The sequence below is a fragment of the Bifidobacterium porcinum genome (genome assembly GCF_055378475.1).
The window spans coordinates 1,049,704-1,067,340 of record NZ_AP029603.1; the positions used below are offsets into that span (position 1 = coordinate 1,049,704).

10 protein-coding genes are annotated in these 17,637 nt (G+C 59.3%); all 10 read left to right on the forward strand.

The window, feature by feature from the left end; translation table 11 throughout:
- Positions 1 to 116 precede the first annotated feature (116 nt).
- The 10 genes from ACZ41G_RS04070 (at position 117) to sufU (ending at position 17,631) form a co-directional block, all read left to right on the forward strand.
- Positions 117 to 1,754: a bifunctional shikimate kinase/3-dehydroquinate synthase gene (locus tag ACZ41G_RS04070; RefSeq protein ID WP_464144614.1), complete on the forward strand. Its 1,638-nt coding sequence runs from the start codon at positions 117 to 119 to the stop codon at positions 1,752 to 1,754.
- 48 nt (positions 1,755 to 1,802) lie between these two features.
- Positions 1,803 to 2,258, forward strand: coding sequence for a type II 3-dehydroquinate dehydratase (locus ACZ41G_RS04075; protein ID WP_015450492.1), 456 nt, complete (start codon positions 1,803 to 1,805; stop codon positions 2,256 to 2,258).
- A 430-nt stretch (positions 2,259 to 2,688) separates the two neighbouring features.
- Positions 2,689 to 7,941 (forward strand): type I pullulanase, encoded by a 5,253-nt coding sequence (pulA, locus tag ACZ41G_RS04080; RefSeq protein ID WP_464144617.1) that lies wholly within the window; start codon positions 2,689 to 2,691, stop codon positions 7,939 to 7,941.
- A 205-nt stretch (positions 7,942 to 8,146) separates the two neighbouring features.
- Positions 8,147 to 9,676 (forward strand): alpha-amylase, encoded by a 1,530-nt coding sequence (locus tag ACZ41G_RS04085; protein WP_464144618.1) that lies wholly within the window; start codon positions 8,147 to 8,149, stop codon positions 9,674 to 9,676.
- A 431-nt stretch (positions 9,677 to 10,107) separates the two neighbouring features.
- Positions 10,108 to 11,775 carry a CTP synthase gene (locus ACZ41G_RS04090; protein ID WP_015450495.1) on the forward strand — a complete coding sequence of 556 codons (1,668 nt, stop codon included), beginning with the start codon at positions 10,108 to 10,110 and terminating at the stop codon, positions 11,773 to 11,775.
- A 252-nt stretch (positions 11,776 to 12,027) separates the two neighbouring features.
- Positions 12,028 to 13,482, forward strand: coding sequence for a Fe-S cluster assembly protein SufB (gene sufB / locus ACZ41G_RS04095; protein WP_044086142.1), 1,455 nt, complete (start codon positions 12,028 to 12,030; stop codon positions 13,480 to 13,482).
- 27 nt (positions 13,483 to 13,509) lie between these two features.
- Positions 13,510 to 14,769 carry a Fe-S cluster assembly protein SufD gene (sufD, locus tag ACZ41G_RS04100; protein ID WP_412170428.1) on the forward strand — a complete coding sequence of 420 codons (1,260 nt, stop codon included), beginning with the start codon at positions 13,510 to 13,512 and terminating at the stop codon, positions 14,767 to 14,769.
- Position 14,770: 1 nt separating this feature from the next.
- Positions 14,771 to 15,550, forward strand: coding sequence for a Fe-S cluster assembly ATPase SufC (sufC, locus tag ACZ41G_RS04105; RefSeq protein WP_033505511.1), 780 nt, complete (start codon positions 14,771 to 14,773; stop codon positions 15,548 to 15,550).
- A gap of 24 nt (positions 15,551 to 15,574) precedes the next feature.
- Entirely contained in the window at positions 15,575 to 16,852 is a 1,278-nt protein-coding gene (locus ACZ41G_RS04110; protein WP_464144621.1) for a cysteine desulfurase, read from the forward strand.
- Between the two features lie 179 nt (positions 16,853 to 17,031).
- Positions 17,032 to 17,631, forward strand: a complete 600-nt coding sequence (gene sufU, locus ACZ41G_RS04115; protein WP_033505515.1) for a Fe-S cluster assembly sulfur transfer protein SufU — start codon at positions 17,032 to 17,034, stop codon at positions 17,629 to 17,631.
- Positions 17,632 to 17,637: the final 6 nt, after the last annotated feature.

Genomic DNA, 17,637 nt, shown 5'->3' on the forward strand with positions numbered 1-17,637 from the left:
TACATCGGTAGGAATTTCACTGATTACAGAGTGAGGATGGTATGACTGAGCATCGTCATGGCGGCCACGGCAATCGCCATCATGGTCAACGTCGTCGGTCAGGCAAATCACGGAACATGCCTCGTATAGCTGAGCCGCCGATGGCGGTGCTCATCGGCATGCCTGGAGCTGGAAAAACACGTGTGGGCGGCGAAGTCGCGCAGATGCTGGGAGTTCGGTTCACTGATTCGGACGAGGTGATCGAGCAGCGTGCTGGCATGCGTATCACCGAGTATTTCAGCGAATACGGCGAGCCGAAGTTCCGCGAGCTGGAATCGCAGGTCATCGCCGATTTGTTGCACACGGCCGATGGTATCGTCTCGCTCGGCGGGGGAGCGCCCATGACCGAGTCCGTCCGACGCAATCTGCAGAAGTATATCTCGCAAGGCGGCAAGGTTGTCTATTTGCAAGCCGATCCGCAGGAAGCGATGGAGCGGGCGCGCCGGGGCGGCAACAGGCCGATGCTCGCCGGTGATGCCGACGCCCGTTGGCGTGCCTTGTACGAGGAGCGCGACCCAGTATTCGACGCCGTCGCGAATGTGCATGTGCATACCCGTGGGTCGTCGCCGCAACATGCGGCAAGGAAGGTGATGGATATGGTCATGGAACATGACGTGCATGTCACAGGCGCGTCAATCACGCCGTACGATGTGCGCATCGGAGTCGGGACATCGAATCATCTCGCTGAAGTGCTGGGCGACCGGCCGGTGAAAATCGCCCTGATCCATACGGCGCCCGTACAGCGGCATTCGGATCGTGCGCGCGCGCTGTTGCGCCAGGCCGGGTACGAGGTCAGCGATGTGCTGATTCCGGACGCCGAGGCCGGCAAGACCATCGAGGTCGCCAACGGCATCTGGCAGCGGCTCGGTAACGAGGGATTCACCCGTTCGGACGCCGTGGTCGGCTTGGGTGGCGGCGCGGCGACCGATCTTGCCGGATTCGTCGCGGCGACTTGGATGCGCGGCATCCGCTACGTGAACTGCCCGACATCCCTGCTGGCGATGGTGGATGCCTCAACCGGCGGGAAAACCGGTATCAACACGCCGCAAGGCAAGAATCTCGTCGGTTCGTTCTACACGCCTGCGGGAGTGCTCGCAGATATGCGAGCCCTGGAGACCCTGCCCAACGATATCTTCATCGAAGGCCTGGGCGAAGTCGCCAAATCCGGATTCATCCGCGACCCTGAGATTCTCAGCATTCTGGAGAACCATGCACAGCAATTGCGTGAATTCAACGGCTCCACCTTCCTCGGCTCTCCGCTCGAGGATGTTGTCGCAGAACTGATTGAGCGTACGGTGAAGGTCAAAGCCTATCACGTGTCCAACGACCTGCGCGAAGCCGGGTTACGTGAATTCCTCAACTACGGGCACACGCTCGGTCACGCCATCGAACAGATTGAGCATTTCAAGTGGCGGCATGGCAATGCGGTTGCTGTCGGGTGCGTGTTCGCGGCGGAACTGTCCAATATCCTCGGGTATATCGATCAGGATCTCGTTGACTATCATCGTCAACTGCTCGGTTCGCTCGGCCTGCCGATTTCATGGTCGGGCGGCGATTGGGACAGCGTGCTCGCACTCATGCACCGCGACAAGAAGGCGCGCGGCAACACCCTGCGTTTCGTGGTGCTCGAAGGTGTCGGCCACCCGATCCATCTGGACGATCCGCCTATCGAGGCAGTGCATGAGGCGTTCGAGCGGATCCGCTCCGCGCACTGAACGCCTCCTGCGATTGCCAAGGATTCGGTAACAAGCGAAAGGACAGCAATGGCACGACATGTTCTTGTGGTCAATGGACCCAATCTCGGGCGTCTTGGCGTCCGCCAGCCCGATGTGTATGGGCATCAGGACCTTGAAACGCTGCGCAAGGATTGCACGCAGTGGGGGCACGAACTTGGTCTGGATGTGGAAGTTCGGCAGACCGATGACGAGGCGGAGATGATCCACTGGATGCATGAGGCCGCGGATGGCGCCATTCCGGTCGTCATGAACCCGGCGGCGTTCACGCATTACAGCTACGGCCTCGCCGACGCGGCGCATATGGTTGGTGATGCCGGCGTGCCTCTGATGGAGGTGCATATCTCGAATCCCGCTGCACGCGACGAGTTCCGCAAGCGCAGTGTTATTTCACCGGTGGCTACTGGAACCATCACCGGCATGGGATTCTTCGGGTATCGTCTCGCCCTCGAGGCGGTGGCCCACATCATCGGCCAAGAAGCCTGAATTCCACCCCGAATCCATCAGCTTAGCCCTGACGATTGTTGGATCGTCGGGGCTTGTTGTGTTTCATGCGCATAGCAGCAGAGGATTGCGCGCGTGAGTCGCCACGAACCGGCACGGCAACGGGTTGACAACCGGCATGACAACGTTTGTGGGAAGCGATTCAGAAGACACTGACCGCCGTCTCATGAAACAATGTCAAACAGTGTTGAAGAATGGCGGACTTTCAACAATCGCACCGTTGCATTGGTGTTGCGGAACAATCCCGATATCATGAAAATACCTGATACAAACGTATGCAATCCGATGACGGACCTCCCCAGGTGGTCGTGGTCACACGGCCGGAGGGCATGCGATACAGCCACGGCAGGGTACGCGCAATCCGGCGCGATTTCCTGTACGGGCATCTCACAGTTGAGAATTGGAAGGATATATGGCCATACAACGATTCAGTTCAGCAGCCAAGCGGGCCTTCGGCGCCGCTGTCTGCGCGGCGGTGATCCTCGGCTCAGGCGCTCTCGTCCTGCCGTCCATCGCCCAGGCCGGAGATACATCAGCTTCCTCCGGCTCCAGCACCACCGCATCATCCAATGTCTCCGCAGCAAATGCGGCGGATTGGGTCAACAGCGATGTCCAGGTCATTGCGTTCCAGCAGACCTGGAACACCATCGCCAAGGAATGCAAGGACACCTACGGCCCCGAAGGCGTAGGCTACGTCGAAGTGTCCCCGCCTCAGGAGTCCATCAAAGGAAGCTCCTGGTCGACCTCATACCAGCCGGTGAGCTACAAGCTTGATTCGAAGCTTGGCACCGAAGCTGAATTCAAGAACATGATCACCGTCTGTAAAGCGCAGGGCGTGGGCATCATCGCCGATGTGGTCATGAACAACACCGCTGCCCCAAGTACGGACGGCAAGACCACTACATACACCGGCACGAACGGCAGCGAGTACACACCCGATACCGGCTCGTTCCCCGGATTCGCGACATCCACGTATCCTGACGGTTTGACTGCTGCGGACTTCCACACGTGCACCAAGGAGGTTGCGGATTATAAGAATCAGGAGGAGGTCCAGCAGTGCCGTCTGCTGGGTATGCTCGACTTCGATTCTGAATCCGAGAAGGTCCAGGATATCGAAGCGGACTACATGGCCCGCATGTACAACTACGGCGTGCTCGGCTTCCGTATCGACGCCGCCAAACACATCAACACCGACAGCCTCCACGCGCTGAAAGCCAAACTTGCGCAGAAGATCGGCAAGAACGCATCCGATATCTACTGGATCCAGGAGGTCATCGGCAATGCTTCCGAAGCCGCCGGCATCCAGCCGCCGCATTATACACAGAACGGTACGGTGACCGAATTCGGATTCAAGAGCGAGATGAGCCAAGCGTTCAACAACAACGTCACTTCGCTCAAGGACTTGGCCAAGCGACTGAGCGGCGACCTATCAAGCAACGATGCGAACGTATTCGTCACCAACTGGGACACCGAGCGCGACAACGGCACCATTACGTACAAGGACAGCGGCAAGTACCAGCTCGCCAACGCGTTCATGCTGGCCTACGGCTACGGTACACCGCGCCTGATGTCAGGATACAAGTTTGACAACAGGGATGCCGGTGCGCCAGGAGCCACCGACACGACGGTCCCGGATGTTGACATGAACAAGGCCTGCTCCACCAACACGGGCGACTGGAACTGCGAGCAGCGCTGGACCTCCACGCGCGGCATGATCGCCTTCCACAAATACGTCGGCGATACCGCGACCTCACCGGTCAAAGACTGGCAGTCCAACGGCAACGACAGCATCGCCTTCTCGCGCGGCACCAAGGGCTTCCTGGCGCTCAACAACGGCACCAAGGCGCTTGACGTCACTTACGACACGACGCTTCCGGACGGCGAATACTGCAATGTGTTCTCCACCCAGGATTGCTCCCAGACCGTGACCGTCTCCGGCGGCAAGGTCAAGACCACCATCCCGGCCCGTTCGGCAATCGCCCTGTACGGCGGCGCCACCAAGGCCAGCCATCCGGCGGCCTCGGCGACCACCGACCCGTCCGACCCGAAGGTCGAAATCAAGGACGAGGCCGTCAAGCCCACGGACACCACGCTCACCGTGTACTACAAGAACGACAACGGATACAAGCAGCCGTACATCCACTACGGTGTCGGCGAAACCTGGACCGACGTTCCCGGCAAGGCGATGACCTACGACAAGACGAGCGGCTACTGGAAGTACACCATCGAAACCGGCGGCAATGCCGTGCAATACGTGTTCAACGACGGCAGCAACAGCTGGGACAATCCGAACGGCGGTGGCAATTACGAAGCCGCCAAGGGCATCGTCCAGCAGACCGTCACCGATCATGCCAGCACGGTCGGTTCGCCGAAAACATACCACCAGAACGGCAAGACTCGTTTGGTCGTCCATTACAAGGCGCCTGCGGGTGACAAGGCACGCGCCCTGTGGGTGTGGGGATCGAATTCCAACACCTCAGCGAAACTTGACGGACAGCAGATCGAGTTCTCCGGCACCGATTGCTGGGGCGAAGTCGCCACTGTCACCTTCGACGGTACGTACACCGATTTCGGTGTCATTATCAAGGGCAAGGATGACTGGGACAAGGTCGGCCAGAACGACCGTAATGTGAAGGTCGCAGCGGACGGCACCGCAGAGATCTGGGTGGACGGCACCGCCTCGGATCTCGAGCAGACGCTCACCGTTGCCCCTGCCGACTACGTCAGCTCCTGCAAAGGGTATGACGTGAACATTACGGTGCACTACTACCGAGACGACGGCCTGTATTTCAACGCCGGCGACACGACGAACAAGACTCCGCAGTGGGACCTGTGGACATGGTCAGGTGCCGGCAGCGTTAATTCGCAGCAGAGCCTCACCAGTCATGATGACTGGGGTGAAATCAGCACGTGGACGCTGAAAAACTACAAGTATCCCACCGACACGTCATCTGGAGCCAGTGACATCGGCTTGCTGCGCCGCTACGGTGGCGATGCCTGGATCAAGGAACCTGATGGCGAAAACCACTTCATCCCGGCCGACTCCCTGGTGTTCGACTCCGCCACCAAGACCGGCAAGGCTGAGGTCTGGCTGGTCGCCGGCGACCCAACCGTCTACACCGCGCAACCGTCCCTGACCGTATCGGTGCGCAGCGCGGAAATCGCCGATGCCAAGAAGATCGCCGTCAAACTCAGCGGCGAGCCTTCCGGCGACGTGACGGCTACGGTGACCGACGCCAACGGCAAGACCGTCGAAGTCGCTGATGTGAAGGCCGACAAGGCAACCGTAACCGTGACCACGAAGGACGCTCTCGCTGTGGACGGCGCGTACACCGTGACCATCAACAACGACAAGGGTGACAAGATCGGTTCGGCGACTGCGGTTGCTGGTGCCATCGTGCGCACCGACGACTTCGACAAGAACTACGCCTACGACGGTGATGATCTTGGAGCCACGTGGACCAAGGCCAAGACCACCTTCAAGGTGTGGGCTCCGACCGCCACCGGCGTGGACCTGGTCGTCTACAAGTCCGACACGAGCGCGGACGCCGAGCAGGACTATACCTCGCAGATGACCAAGGGTGACAAGGGCGTGTGGAGCGTCGCGGTGGACGGGGATCTCAAGGATACCGCCTACCAGTATCGCCTCACCTTCGCCGACGGCACGGTGAACTATTCGCCGGATCCGTATGCGACCGCGGCCGTAGTCAACGGCAAGCGTTCCGTGGTGCTGTCCGACGCGGAGAAGTCCATCAAAGACTTCCACCGCATGCCGTCCTTCGGTTCGTCGTCCAACGCGGTGATCGCAGAAACCCATATCCGTGATCTGACGATGAACGCCAATTCCGGCGTGTCCGAAGCCAATCGCGGCAAGTACCTGGGTGTTGTGGAGGAAGGCACCACCAACCCCCAAGGCAAGGCGACCGGTCTTGACTACCTCAAGCAGTTGGGCATCACCCACGTGCAAATCCAGCCGATGTTCGACTACGCGAGCGTTGACGAGACCAAGACATTGGACGATAACAACTACAACTGGGGGTATGACCCGGAGAACTACAACGTGCCGGAAGGCTCGTATTCCTCGAACGCGAGCAATCCGTCCACGCGTATCGTCGAAGCCAAGGAGATGATCAACGGACTGCATAAGAACGGTCTGCGCGTCATCATGGACGTGGTGTACAACCATGTTGCCGACGCTTCCACGAACCCGTTCAATCTCACGGTTCCGGGATATTACTTCCGGTACAACGCGGACGGTTCCATGGTCAACAACTCCGGTTGCGGCAACGATACCGCCTCCGAGCGTGCGATGATGCGCAAATACATCGTCGACTCGGTCACGTATTGGGCGAAGAACTACAATGTCGACGGCTTCCGCTTCGACCTCATGGGCCTCGAGGATCTCGAAACCATGAAGGAAGTGCGCGCGGCCCTCGACAAGATCGATCCGGGTATCATCATCGTCGGCGAAGGCTGGGATATGAACACCACGATGGACAAGTCCAAGATGTCCATCCAGCCGAACGCGTATGAGCTGGACAACACCGGCTCCAACGGCACGAAGACCGGCTCGACTGTCTCGTTCTTCAACGATTCCATCCGCGATGGGCTCAAGGGCTCCGTGTTCTCCGACACCGACACCGGTTTCATCTCCGGCAAGAAGGATCAGGAGAAGCTGATCCTGCACAACATGCTCGGCTGCCCGTACGATACGAGCGAGGGCGCCACCACCTGCTGGAACGGCAATGCACAGGATCATTACCAGACCGCCTCCCAGGTGGTCCAGTATGCGGAGATTCACGACAACATGACCTTGTACGACAAGCTCGTCAAGTCGGTGCCGAACGACGACGAGGCGACGCGCACCAAGCGCGCCGAACTCGCCGACGCCGTGGTGTTCCTGTCGCAGGGCATCTCCGAGATTCAACTCGGCCAGGAATTCCAGCGCACCAAGAACGGTGAAGGCAACAGCTACAAGTCCGGTGATTCGGTCAACGCCATCGATTGGCATCGGCTCGACGATGCCAACTATGGCGCCAATGCCGAGTACGTCAAGGGGCTGATCGCCCTGCGCAAGAAGGTTGCGGCATTCCGCATGTCCGACTATGACCAGATTGCGAACAACACCAAGGTCTTGCAGGCCAAGGATGGGGTAGTCGCATATCAGGTCAAGGATGATGACGGCACGTACGTGGTCATCCTCAACGCCAATGATGCCGATTCCACGGTATCCGGCTTGACTGCTGGCGACTACAAGCTGCTGGTCTCGGACGGCACGGTTGCCACCGATGCATCCAAGGCCAAGACTGCCGCGGTCACCGACGCCGGCTACACCGCTCCGGCGCTGTCAGCCACTGTGCTCGCCTTCGTGCCGTCGACCAAGACGGATACGCCTGGCGACAAGGCTGACGATGCCAATGCCCAGAAACCTGGCGATTCAGACAATAAGGGCGATGTGCCGTCGCAGAAAAACGACAACGGCAACACCGCTGCGAAGCCCCAGGACGGCAAGTCCGCGGCGCAAGCCGCGAACCAGCCGGCGGATCTCGCCAAGACCGGCGCTTCCGTTGCCGGTGCCATCCTCGTGTGCCTCGCACTGGCCTTGGCTGGTGCAATGTCACTGGCAGGGGAGCGCAGAGCCAAGCACGGCGCATACCGTGACTAGCCTGGTCTACGGCGCATAGTCCGACCTCGTGTCAGACGCGTCCCACCAACGGGTGACGAACGTAAGACAACGTTCGTCACCCGTTGTCGTTTTCATCGACTCGTTTGCGCTCCCGCAAGGTGTTATCGTCCACCGCCGACTGCGAACGTTTGCAGGACCGAGCCGCCCGTCATAGAATGCTGTCAGCCCATCCAACGGAGGAACCATGAAACAACGCATCAGAACCATTGTGGTCGCCGTGCTGTGCATCGCCGTCAGCGCAGGCCTTACCGTAGCGACATTCCGCACACCGACCGGTGTCCCCGCTGATTTCGATCCGGCAAGCTACCGCAGCGATGTCATCGTGACTATGTTCCAAGCCAACTGGAAGTCAGTCGCCAAGGAATGTACGGATACCCTCGGACCTGAAGGTGTGGCGTACGTTCAGGTCTCTCCGCCGCAGGAATCCATCAAAGGCACTCAATGGTGGACGTCCTATCAGCCGGTGAGCTACAACTTGAACTCCAAGGAAGGAACCGAACAGGAGTTCAAATCCATGGTCGCCACCTGCAAGGCCGCAGGGGTCGGCGTCATCACCGACGCCGTTATCAACCACACAACCGGCGTCGACCAGGGTAGCGGCACCGGTACCGGCGGCAGCTCCTTCGACGCGAAGGGCGATTTCCCCGCCATCGGATACACCGCGAAGGACTTCCACACCTGCGACACGGATGTCATCAACTACACCGACCAGGAGAACGTGCAGGATTGCCGTGTCTCCGGATTGCAGGACCTTGACACATCATCCGCCCATGTGCGTGACACGCTCGCTTCGTATTTCGCCAAACTCTTGAAATACGGCGTCGCCGGCTTCAGGGTGGACGCGGTCAAACACATCTCCAATACTGATGTCCTCGCCATCAAGAAACTCGTGGCGCAGAAGACCGGACGTTCCCTGAGCGACATCTGGTGGATGCAGGAGGTCATCGGCAATGTCAGCGAGGCCGCAGCCATCCAGCCGAAGAACTACACGCGTTCCGGGCAGGTGTCCGAATTCCAGTACGCCTACCAGCTCAAGACCTTCTTCTCGAATTCGCTGGTCGGTGGCACCAAATCAATCAAAGACATCACGAGCAATCTGGTGCCCAGCGGTGACGCGGCGATATTCGTCACCAATTGGGATACCGAACGCAACGGCATGACCCTGACATACCGAGACGAAAACTCCTATCTGCTGGCCAACGCCTTCATGCTCGCCTACCCGTACAGCACGCCGAACATCTTCTCCGGCTACGAATACGAGAAATCTGACGACGGAGCCCCAGGGGCGACCAAGACATCCGTTCCCGACACCACATGCGGCACAGGCTCGGATTGGACGTGCACGCAGCGGTGGACGGCGATTCGCGGCATGATCGGCTGGCACAATGTCGCCGGGTCCGCACGTATGACCGACTGGCATGACGACGGCGATAACGTGATCGGCTTCGGCCGTGGCGCCCGGGCCTACATCGTGATCAACAACGGCGAGAACGACGCCACCATGTCGTATTCCACGTCGATGCCCGCAGGCGACTACTGCAATGTCTACGCCAGCGGCGACTGCTCGTCGAAAGTGCATATCGGCATCGACGGCAAACTCAACGCGACCGTGCCCGCCGGTTCAGCAATCGCCATCCACGTGGCCGCCACGCCCTCCACCTGGCACGGCACCGCCGCCCGCGACGCCTCCGACCCAGATTGGTACGGAAACTGATTTGCTTGCTTTCACGGATTTTGTCAGTTGGTCAACGCATGTTGGCGATGGCACCGGCAATATCACAGCAATGTTCTGAATATCTCGTCGATGTGCCGAATTCATCGAGAAATTGAGAGAAATGTCTCAATATATCCGTCCCAAGGTACATTTCGGGAGATTATTGGATTCCTGGGGTGATATCTGGAATTCAACGAAGCTGAGATTCGTTGAATTCCAAGCATTTCGGCACCGGTGCATTTCGTCACAAACACAGCGGAATCTCAATGTCTCTTGGGAAACGCCTGCTGACGCGAGATTTGAAGACTTTCTTCTCAAAATCTCGCAGAATATCGGCTTATGGTCGAGAAATTGAGATTTTCACTGAGCTGTCTTTCTCCTCGCAGCAACATAACACGCCGGGTCATGGCGAGATGATAGATTGGAGTTCCATGGCAAGAAGACAACATGGCAATGCATCGGAACACGTCACCAAGCATATTTTCGTCACCGGAGGCGTGGTTTCCTCCCTCGGTAAAGGACTGACTGCTTCGTCCTTGGGCCGTCTGCTGCGCAGCCGCGGCATCCGCGTCCTGCAGCAGAAACTCGATCCCTACATCAATGTCGATCCTGGCACGATGAACCCGTTCCAGCACGGTGAGGTCTATGTCACCGAGGACGGCGCCGAAACCGATCTCGACATCGGCCACTATGAGCGTTTCCTCGATGTCTTCCTCAGCCAGAAGGCGAACGTCACCACTGGTCAGATCTACCAGTCCGTGCTGCGCAAGGAGCGAGCCGGCGAGTATCTCGGCCAGTGCGTGCAGGTGATTCCGCACATCACCAACGAAATCAAGAGCCGTATGCGCGCCCAGGCCGCGGACGACGTTGACGTGATCATCACCGAAATCGGCGGCACGGTCGGTGACATCGAATCCCAGCCGTTCCTCGAGGCCGCACGCCAGGTGCGCCGCGAACTCGGTCCGGAGAACTGCATGTTCGTGCACGTCTCCCTGGTGCCGTACATCTCCGCCGCGCATGAACTGAAAACCAAGCCGACCCAGCATTCCGTGATGATGCTGCGCCAGCTGGGCATCACCCCGGACGCGCTCGTGCTGCGTTCCGACCGCACGCTCAACCAGTCCATCAAGGACAAGATTTCGCTCATGTGCGATGTCGATCCTGAAGGCGTGGTCAACTGCGTGGACGCCCCGAGCATCTACGACGTGCCGAAGATTCTGTTCGACGAGGGACTGGACGCCTACGTCGTGCGCGAACTCGGCCTGCCGTTCCACGATGTGGATTGGGCCGAGTGGGAGGATCTGCTCGAGCGCGTGCACCACCCCAAGCATGAGGTGAACGTCGCCATCGTCGGCAAGTACATCGATCTGCCGGATGCCTACCTGTCCGTCACCGAGGCGATCAAGGCCGGCGGTTTCGCCAACTACGCCAAGGTCAACGTCAAGTGGGTCGCGGCCGACCTGTGCGAGACCTGGGAAGGTGCGAAGGCGGCGCTCAACAACGTCGACGGCATCGTGATCCCTGGCGGTTTCGGTATTCGCGGCATCGAAGGCAAGATCGGCGCGCTGAAGTTCGCCCGCGAGACTGGCCTTCCGGCGCTCGGCCTGTGCCTTGGACTCCAGTCCATGGTCATCGAGTATGCGCGCGACGTGCTCGGCCTTGAGGATGCCAACTCCACTGAATTCGAGCCCGATTGCAAGAACCCTGTCATCGCCACAATGGAAGAGCAGAAGGACATCGTCGCCGGCCACGGCGATATGGGCCACACCATGCGCCTGGGCTCCTACCCGGCGAACCTCGAGGAGGATTCCTTGGTCGCCCAGCTCTATGGCAGCACCCACGTGACCGAGCGTCATCGTCACCGTTATGAAGTCAACGTCAACTACAAGCAGCAGCTGCGTGACGGCGGCCTGCGGATTTCCGGCGAAAGCCCGGACGGCGAACTCACCGAGTTCGTGGAGCTTCCGCAGGATGTCCACCCGTTCTACGTGGGCACCCAGGCTCACCCGGAGTTCAAGTCCCGCCCGACCCGCCCGCATCCGCTGTTCGCGGGTCTGGTCAAGGCGGCCCTGGATCATCAGGCGGCCGACCAAGACTGACTGTGACTGACGTGCGAAACAGCCGGCATCATTGACCGGAACCACGAATGCGCCTGCACATCCAAAGTTGTGCAGGCGCATTCATTTCGACACGCCTACACGTGTCACCATCCGATTTCGCATGAGGCGTAGTTCGGACAACCCCTAGTTTTTTCCGTCCCTGTCTGTTAGGTTAGCGATGGAACAACGAATGAATGGAGGCAGCGTACGGTGGCGAGCGAACACACACCAAACGCCGCGGAAGACGTGGAGATGAGCCAGTATGTGGCTGACCGTTCCCGCGTCAACGAGGACAAGATCAAGCAGGATGACGAGATCATCAGCCAGTTCGGTGACTACAACTACGGCTGGCATGATTCCGACGCAGCCGGCGAAGCGGCGAAGAAAGGCATCGACGAGAACGTCGTAAGGGCCATCTCCGCCGACAAGCACGAGCCGCAATGGATGCTTGACATGCGTCTGCGCGGCTACAAGGCTTTCGTCGACAAGCCGATGCCCTCGTGGGGCGTTGATCTGAGCGGCTTCAACGCCGACGATTTCAAGTACTATGTCAAGCCGATCAAGGAGCAGGCGAAGCGTTGGGAGGATCTTCCCGACGATATCCGCAATACCTACGACAAGCTTGGCATCCCGGAAGCGGAGAAGAAGCGTCTGGTCTCCGGAGTCGCGGCGCAGTACGAATCCGAGGTCATCTACAATTCGATTCGCGATGATCTGAAGAAACAGGGCGTAATCTTCGTCGATACCGATACCGCGGTCCGCGAATACCCTGATTTGGTCCGGAAGTATTTCGGCAAGGTCGTGCCGCCGGAGGACAACAAGTTCGGCGCACTGAACACGGCGGCATGGTCGGGCGGCTCCTTCGTCTACGTGCCGAAGGGCGTGCATGTCGATATTCCACTCCAGGCCTATTTCCGCATCAACACGCCGAATATGGGCCAGTTCGAGCGCACGCTCATCATCGCCGACGAAGGCTCCTACGTGCATTACGTTGAAGGGTGTACCGCGCCGATATACTCCACGGACTCGCTGCATGCCGCCATCGTCGAAATAGTCGTCGAGAAGCATGCCCGCGTACGCTACACGACAGTGCAGAACTGGTCGAACAATGTGTACAATCTCGTCACTCAGCGCGCATACGTGCGTGAAGGCGGCACAATGGAATGGGTCGATGGCAACATCGGATCCAAGGCAACCATGAAGTACCCGGCATGCATCCTCGCCGAGCCGTATGCCAAGGCATCCACCATGTCCCTCGGTTTCGCCGGCAAGGGGCAGTATCAGGATACGGGCGCGAAGATGATTCATCTCGCCCCCCACACCAGCTCCACGATTGTGGCGAAGTCCATTTCACGCGGCGGCGGTCGTTCTGCTTATCGTGGACTCGTGAAAATCGTCGACGGAGCCGAAGGCTCGAGCTCGTCGGTCGTGTGCGATGCCCTGCTGGTTGATGATTTCTCTCGCTCCGACACGTATCCGCATGTCGATGTGCGCGAGGATGACGTATCCATGGCCCATGAGGCGACTGTTTCCAAGGTTTCCGAAGACCAGCTGTTCTATCTCATGAGCCGTGGTCTCGAAGAGAAGGAGGCCATGGGCATGATCGTCCGCGGCTTCGTCGAGCCGATCAGCCGCGAGCTGCCGATGGAATACGCGCTTGAGCTCAACAGGCTCGTCGAATTGCAGATGGAAGGATCGGTAGGCTGATCCATGGCAGAACAAGAGCAGAACACAATGCAGAACGTACAGGACGTACAATCGCAAACCCAGCCGAAGGATACGGAAATCAAGGTCCCGCAAGCCGACCCGCATGACCCGTATGCGTTCCCCGCGGCCATGCCGTCGAGTGCGGACCGTGAACCGCGGTCCTTCGAGGTGGACGACTTCAAGCAGCCGACCCGAAAACAAGAGGATTGGCGATACACGCCGATTGAACGCATCGAGGAATTCTTCGACGTGTTCGAGCCGAGCGGCAAAACGAGCATCGAAGTCACCGACACCGAGGGACGTCCCGTCGATGCCGGGCATGTTGATGTGACGCAGGTCGCGATGGGGGAGCAGCCCTCAGGAACCGTGATGATGCCGAACGACCGGGTTTCCGCGGTTGAATGGGCCAGCGGCAAGGCGGCTACTGTGGTACGCTTGCGCGGCGAAATCGACACGCCGGTGCTCGTGCATATCCATGGCGGCGGCAATGACCTTGATGCGGTCCATCTGGTCATCGTCGCAGAGGATCGTGCGCATGGCGATGTCATCGTCGAACATGACGGTCTCGCCCGTATCGCTGAAGGCGTGGAAATCTCCACGGGCGCGGATTCTCATATCTCCACGACCTTCGTGCAGGAATGGGATAAAGGCTCCAAACATGTGGGCAACCACCGCATCCGTGTCGGGGCGGGAGCCTCGTTGCGGCATTCCGTGGTGACGCTCGGCGGTGACGTCGTGCGTATCCGCATGGATCAAGATTTCGGCGGCGCCCAAGGCGATCTCAACATGCTCGGCATCTATTTCGCCGACCCGGGCGAGCATATCGAGCATCGGACGATGGTCGTGCACAACTATCCTGAGTGCAAGTCCCGCGTCGTGTACAAGGGTGCGTTGAGCGGCAAGGGCGCGCATTCCACATGGGTTGGCAACGCGCTGATTGAGCCGACCGCCCCGGGCACGGACTCCTACGAGCTCAACAGGAATCTGGTGCTTACCCCGGGTGCCATCGCGGATTCCGAACCGAACTTGGAAATCGAGAACGGCAACATCGTCGGTGCAGGCCATGCCAGCTCGGTCGGCCGATTCGATGATGAGGAACTGTTCTATCTCGAATCCAGGGGCATCAGCGAAACCGAGGCGCGCAAACTGGTGGTCCAAGGATTCTTCGCGGAACTCGTCGAGGAAATCGGCGTTCCCGCCATCGCACAGCACCTGATGAATGTGATCGACCGTCGCCTGGCACGAGGCGAGAACGCGGCCATGCAAGCCGTATTGGAGGAAAAGTAACATGCAGCATACTCTCGAAATCAAGGACCTCTACGCCTCTGTAGAAACCAAGGAGGGACGCAAGCAGATCCTCAAGGGGGTCAATCTGACTGTCCATTCGGGGGAGACCCATGCGATCATGGGCCCCAACGGCTCCGGCAAGTCCACCCTCGCCTACACGCTGGCAGGTCACCCGAAGTACGAAGTCGATTCCGGCCAGGTGTTGCTCGACGGCGTGGACATCCTCAAGCAGACGCCGGATGAGCGAGCCAAGGAAGGCCTGTTCCTCGCCATGCAGTACCCGGTCGAAGTGCCGGGCGTGTCCATGACCAACTTCCTGCGCACCGCGAAAACGGAAGTCGACGGCAAAGCGCCGTCAATCCGCACATGGACCAAGGAACTCAACGAGGCGATGAAGCGGCTGCGCATGGACCCGAAGTTCGCGATGCGCTCCGTCAATGAAGGGTTCTCCGGCGGTGAGAAGAAGCGCGCTGAGGTGTTGCAGCTCGAACTGCTCAAGCCGAAGTTCGCCATCCTCGACGAAACCGATTCCGGCTTGGACGTCGACGCCTTGCGCATTGTGTCCGAAGGCGTGAACCGTGCCAAGGAGAACACCGATCTGGGCATTCTCATGGTCACCCACTACACGCGTATCCTCAAGTACATCAAGCCGGATATCGTCCATGTCTTTGCCGACGGTCATTTTGTCAAGACCGGAGGCCCGGAGCTTGCCGACGAGCTGGAGGAGAACGGCTATGACGAGTACTTGCCGGAAGGCAGTACGGAATCGGCGTTGGCCTGAACAATCTGAAAGACAAGGATCACAATGGCAGATGTTGATTTCGCTGCAATCAGGCAGCAGTTCCCGATTCTTGACCAAGAGATCCACGGTCATCCGCTGGTCTATCTGGACTCCGCTGCGACATCGCAGAAGCCGCAGTGCGTGATCGACGCCGAAAGCGAGTTCTACCGCACCATCAACGCAGGTGTCCACCGCGGTGCCCACGAGTTGGCTGCTCGCAGCACGATGGCGTTCGAAGAGGCGCGTGCCAAGGTCGCACGCTTGGTCGGTGCCAACAGCGAGGAAGGCGAGGAGGAAATCGTTGTCACCGCAGGTGCGACCGCGGGATTGAACCTACTGGCGACCGCGTTCGGCAATGCGATCCTCGGCCGCGGCGGCAAGGCGGCCCAACGATTCGCTTTGAAGCCCGGCGATGAGATTGTGGTCTCCAAAGCAGAACACCATTCGGTGCTGCTGCCGTTCCAGGAGCTCGCCTACCGTACCGGAGCAACCCTCAAATGGTTCGATCTGACCGAGGACGGACGCATCCGTTCCGATACCGCCGATCAGGTCATCACCGAACGCACGAAGGTCGTCGCAATCACCCATGTGGGCAACACCACGGGCGCCATTACGGATATCGTGCCGATTGTCCGCCGCGCCCATGAAGTGGGGGCGGTCTTCATTCTCGACGCCTGCCAGTCCGTACCGCATCTCAAGGTTGATTTCCATGCGATGGATGTTGATTTCGCCGCGTGGAGCGCCCACAAGATGTATGGCCCGACCGGCGTGGGCTTCCTGTATGGCAAGCGTGAGTTGCTGGAGGCCCTGCCGCCGGCCAATTTCGGTGGATCCATGGTCGAATTGGCGTGGATGGACAAGCCGGCAGAATATATGGCCCCGCCTGCACGTTTTGAAGCCGGGACCCAGCCCGTCGCCCAGGTGGTGGCAGCCGGCGTTGCCGCCGACTGGATGCGTTCGATTGGCATGGAGAACATCGAAGCGCATGAGAAGGCCATCGCCGGCGAACTGCTGAAACTCGGCGATATTGATGGGGTCCGGATCTTGGGACCGCGTGAAAATGTCGATCGTATCGGTACCGTGGCATTTGATGTCCAGGGCGTCCACCCGCATGATGTCGGCCAGTTCATCGATTCGCTGGGTATCGCAATCCGCGTCGGCCATCATTGTGCCCAGCCGGTGCACCGTCACTTCGGGCTGTATGCCTCCAACCGTGCATCCACCGGCGTGTACAACAGCGTTGAGGATGCGCAGGCCCTAGTCGAAGCGGTTTCTAAGGTCAGGCCGTTCTTCAAGGTCTGATGCCAAGGCTGGTGGACATTCGAAGCATGTTACATGCGTGCCCGACCGGTCTGACGGGTACGCCCAATTCGCAGTCGATGAATGCGCTTTGGGTGTATCCCTTATCAGGTATGGTGGTAACGCCTCTGCGGGGGTATGATATGCCCCCGCAAGCATGTAAGCGAGAGTAGGGAACAGGCATGAGTGATGATTTCGGCATGAGCGGCGATGACCTCGAGCAGATGTATCAGGAGGTCATTCTCGAAGCGGCTCGCGATCCGCACGGGAAAGCGCATTTCGCGCCGGATTTGGCCCAAGAGAACGACACCGCGACCGGCCAGTCCTCGCTTGACCAAGGTGAGGCGAGCGTACGCCAGAACCACGAATACTGCGAAACAGGGCAATCCCACCAATTCAACCCGACGTGTGGGGATGAGGCGACCATCCGTGTCGAAGTCTCGCAGGACGAGCCGCATCGCATCGAACAGCTCGAGTGGGATGGCCACGGCTGTTCGATTTCCCAGGCGAGCCTGTCGGTGATGACCGATCTGGTCGAAGGCAAAACCGTCGATGAGGCCATGAACCTGGGCGCCACATTCCACAAACTCATGGAATCCCGAGGCAAGGGGCTTGCCGATGACGCCGAGAACGAACAGCTTGAGGATGCTGTGGTGTTCCAAGGCGTTTCGAAGTATCCTATGCGTATCAAATGTGCGTTGCTCGGCTGGGAAGGCATGAAAGATGCCGTCGCCAAGGCCTTGGCCTCGCAAGACAAGACACCTGCCGGCGAAGCCGACTGAGCCGAT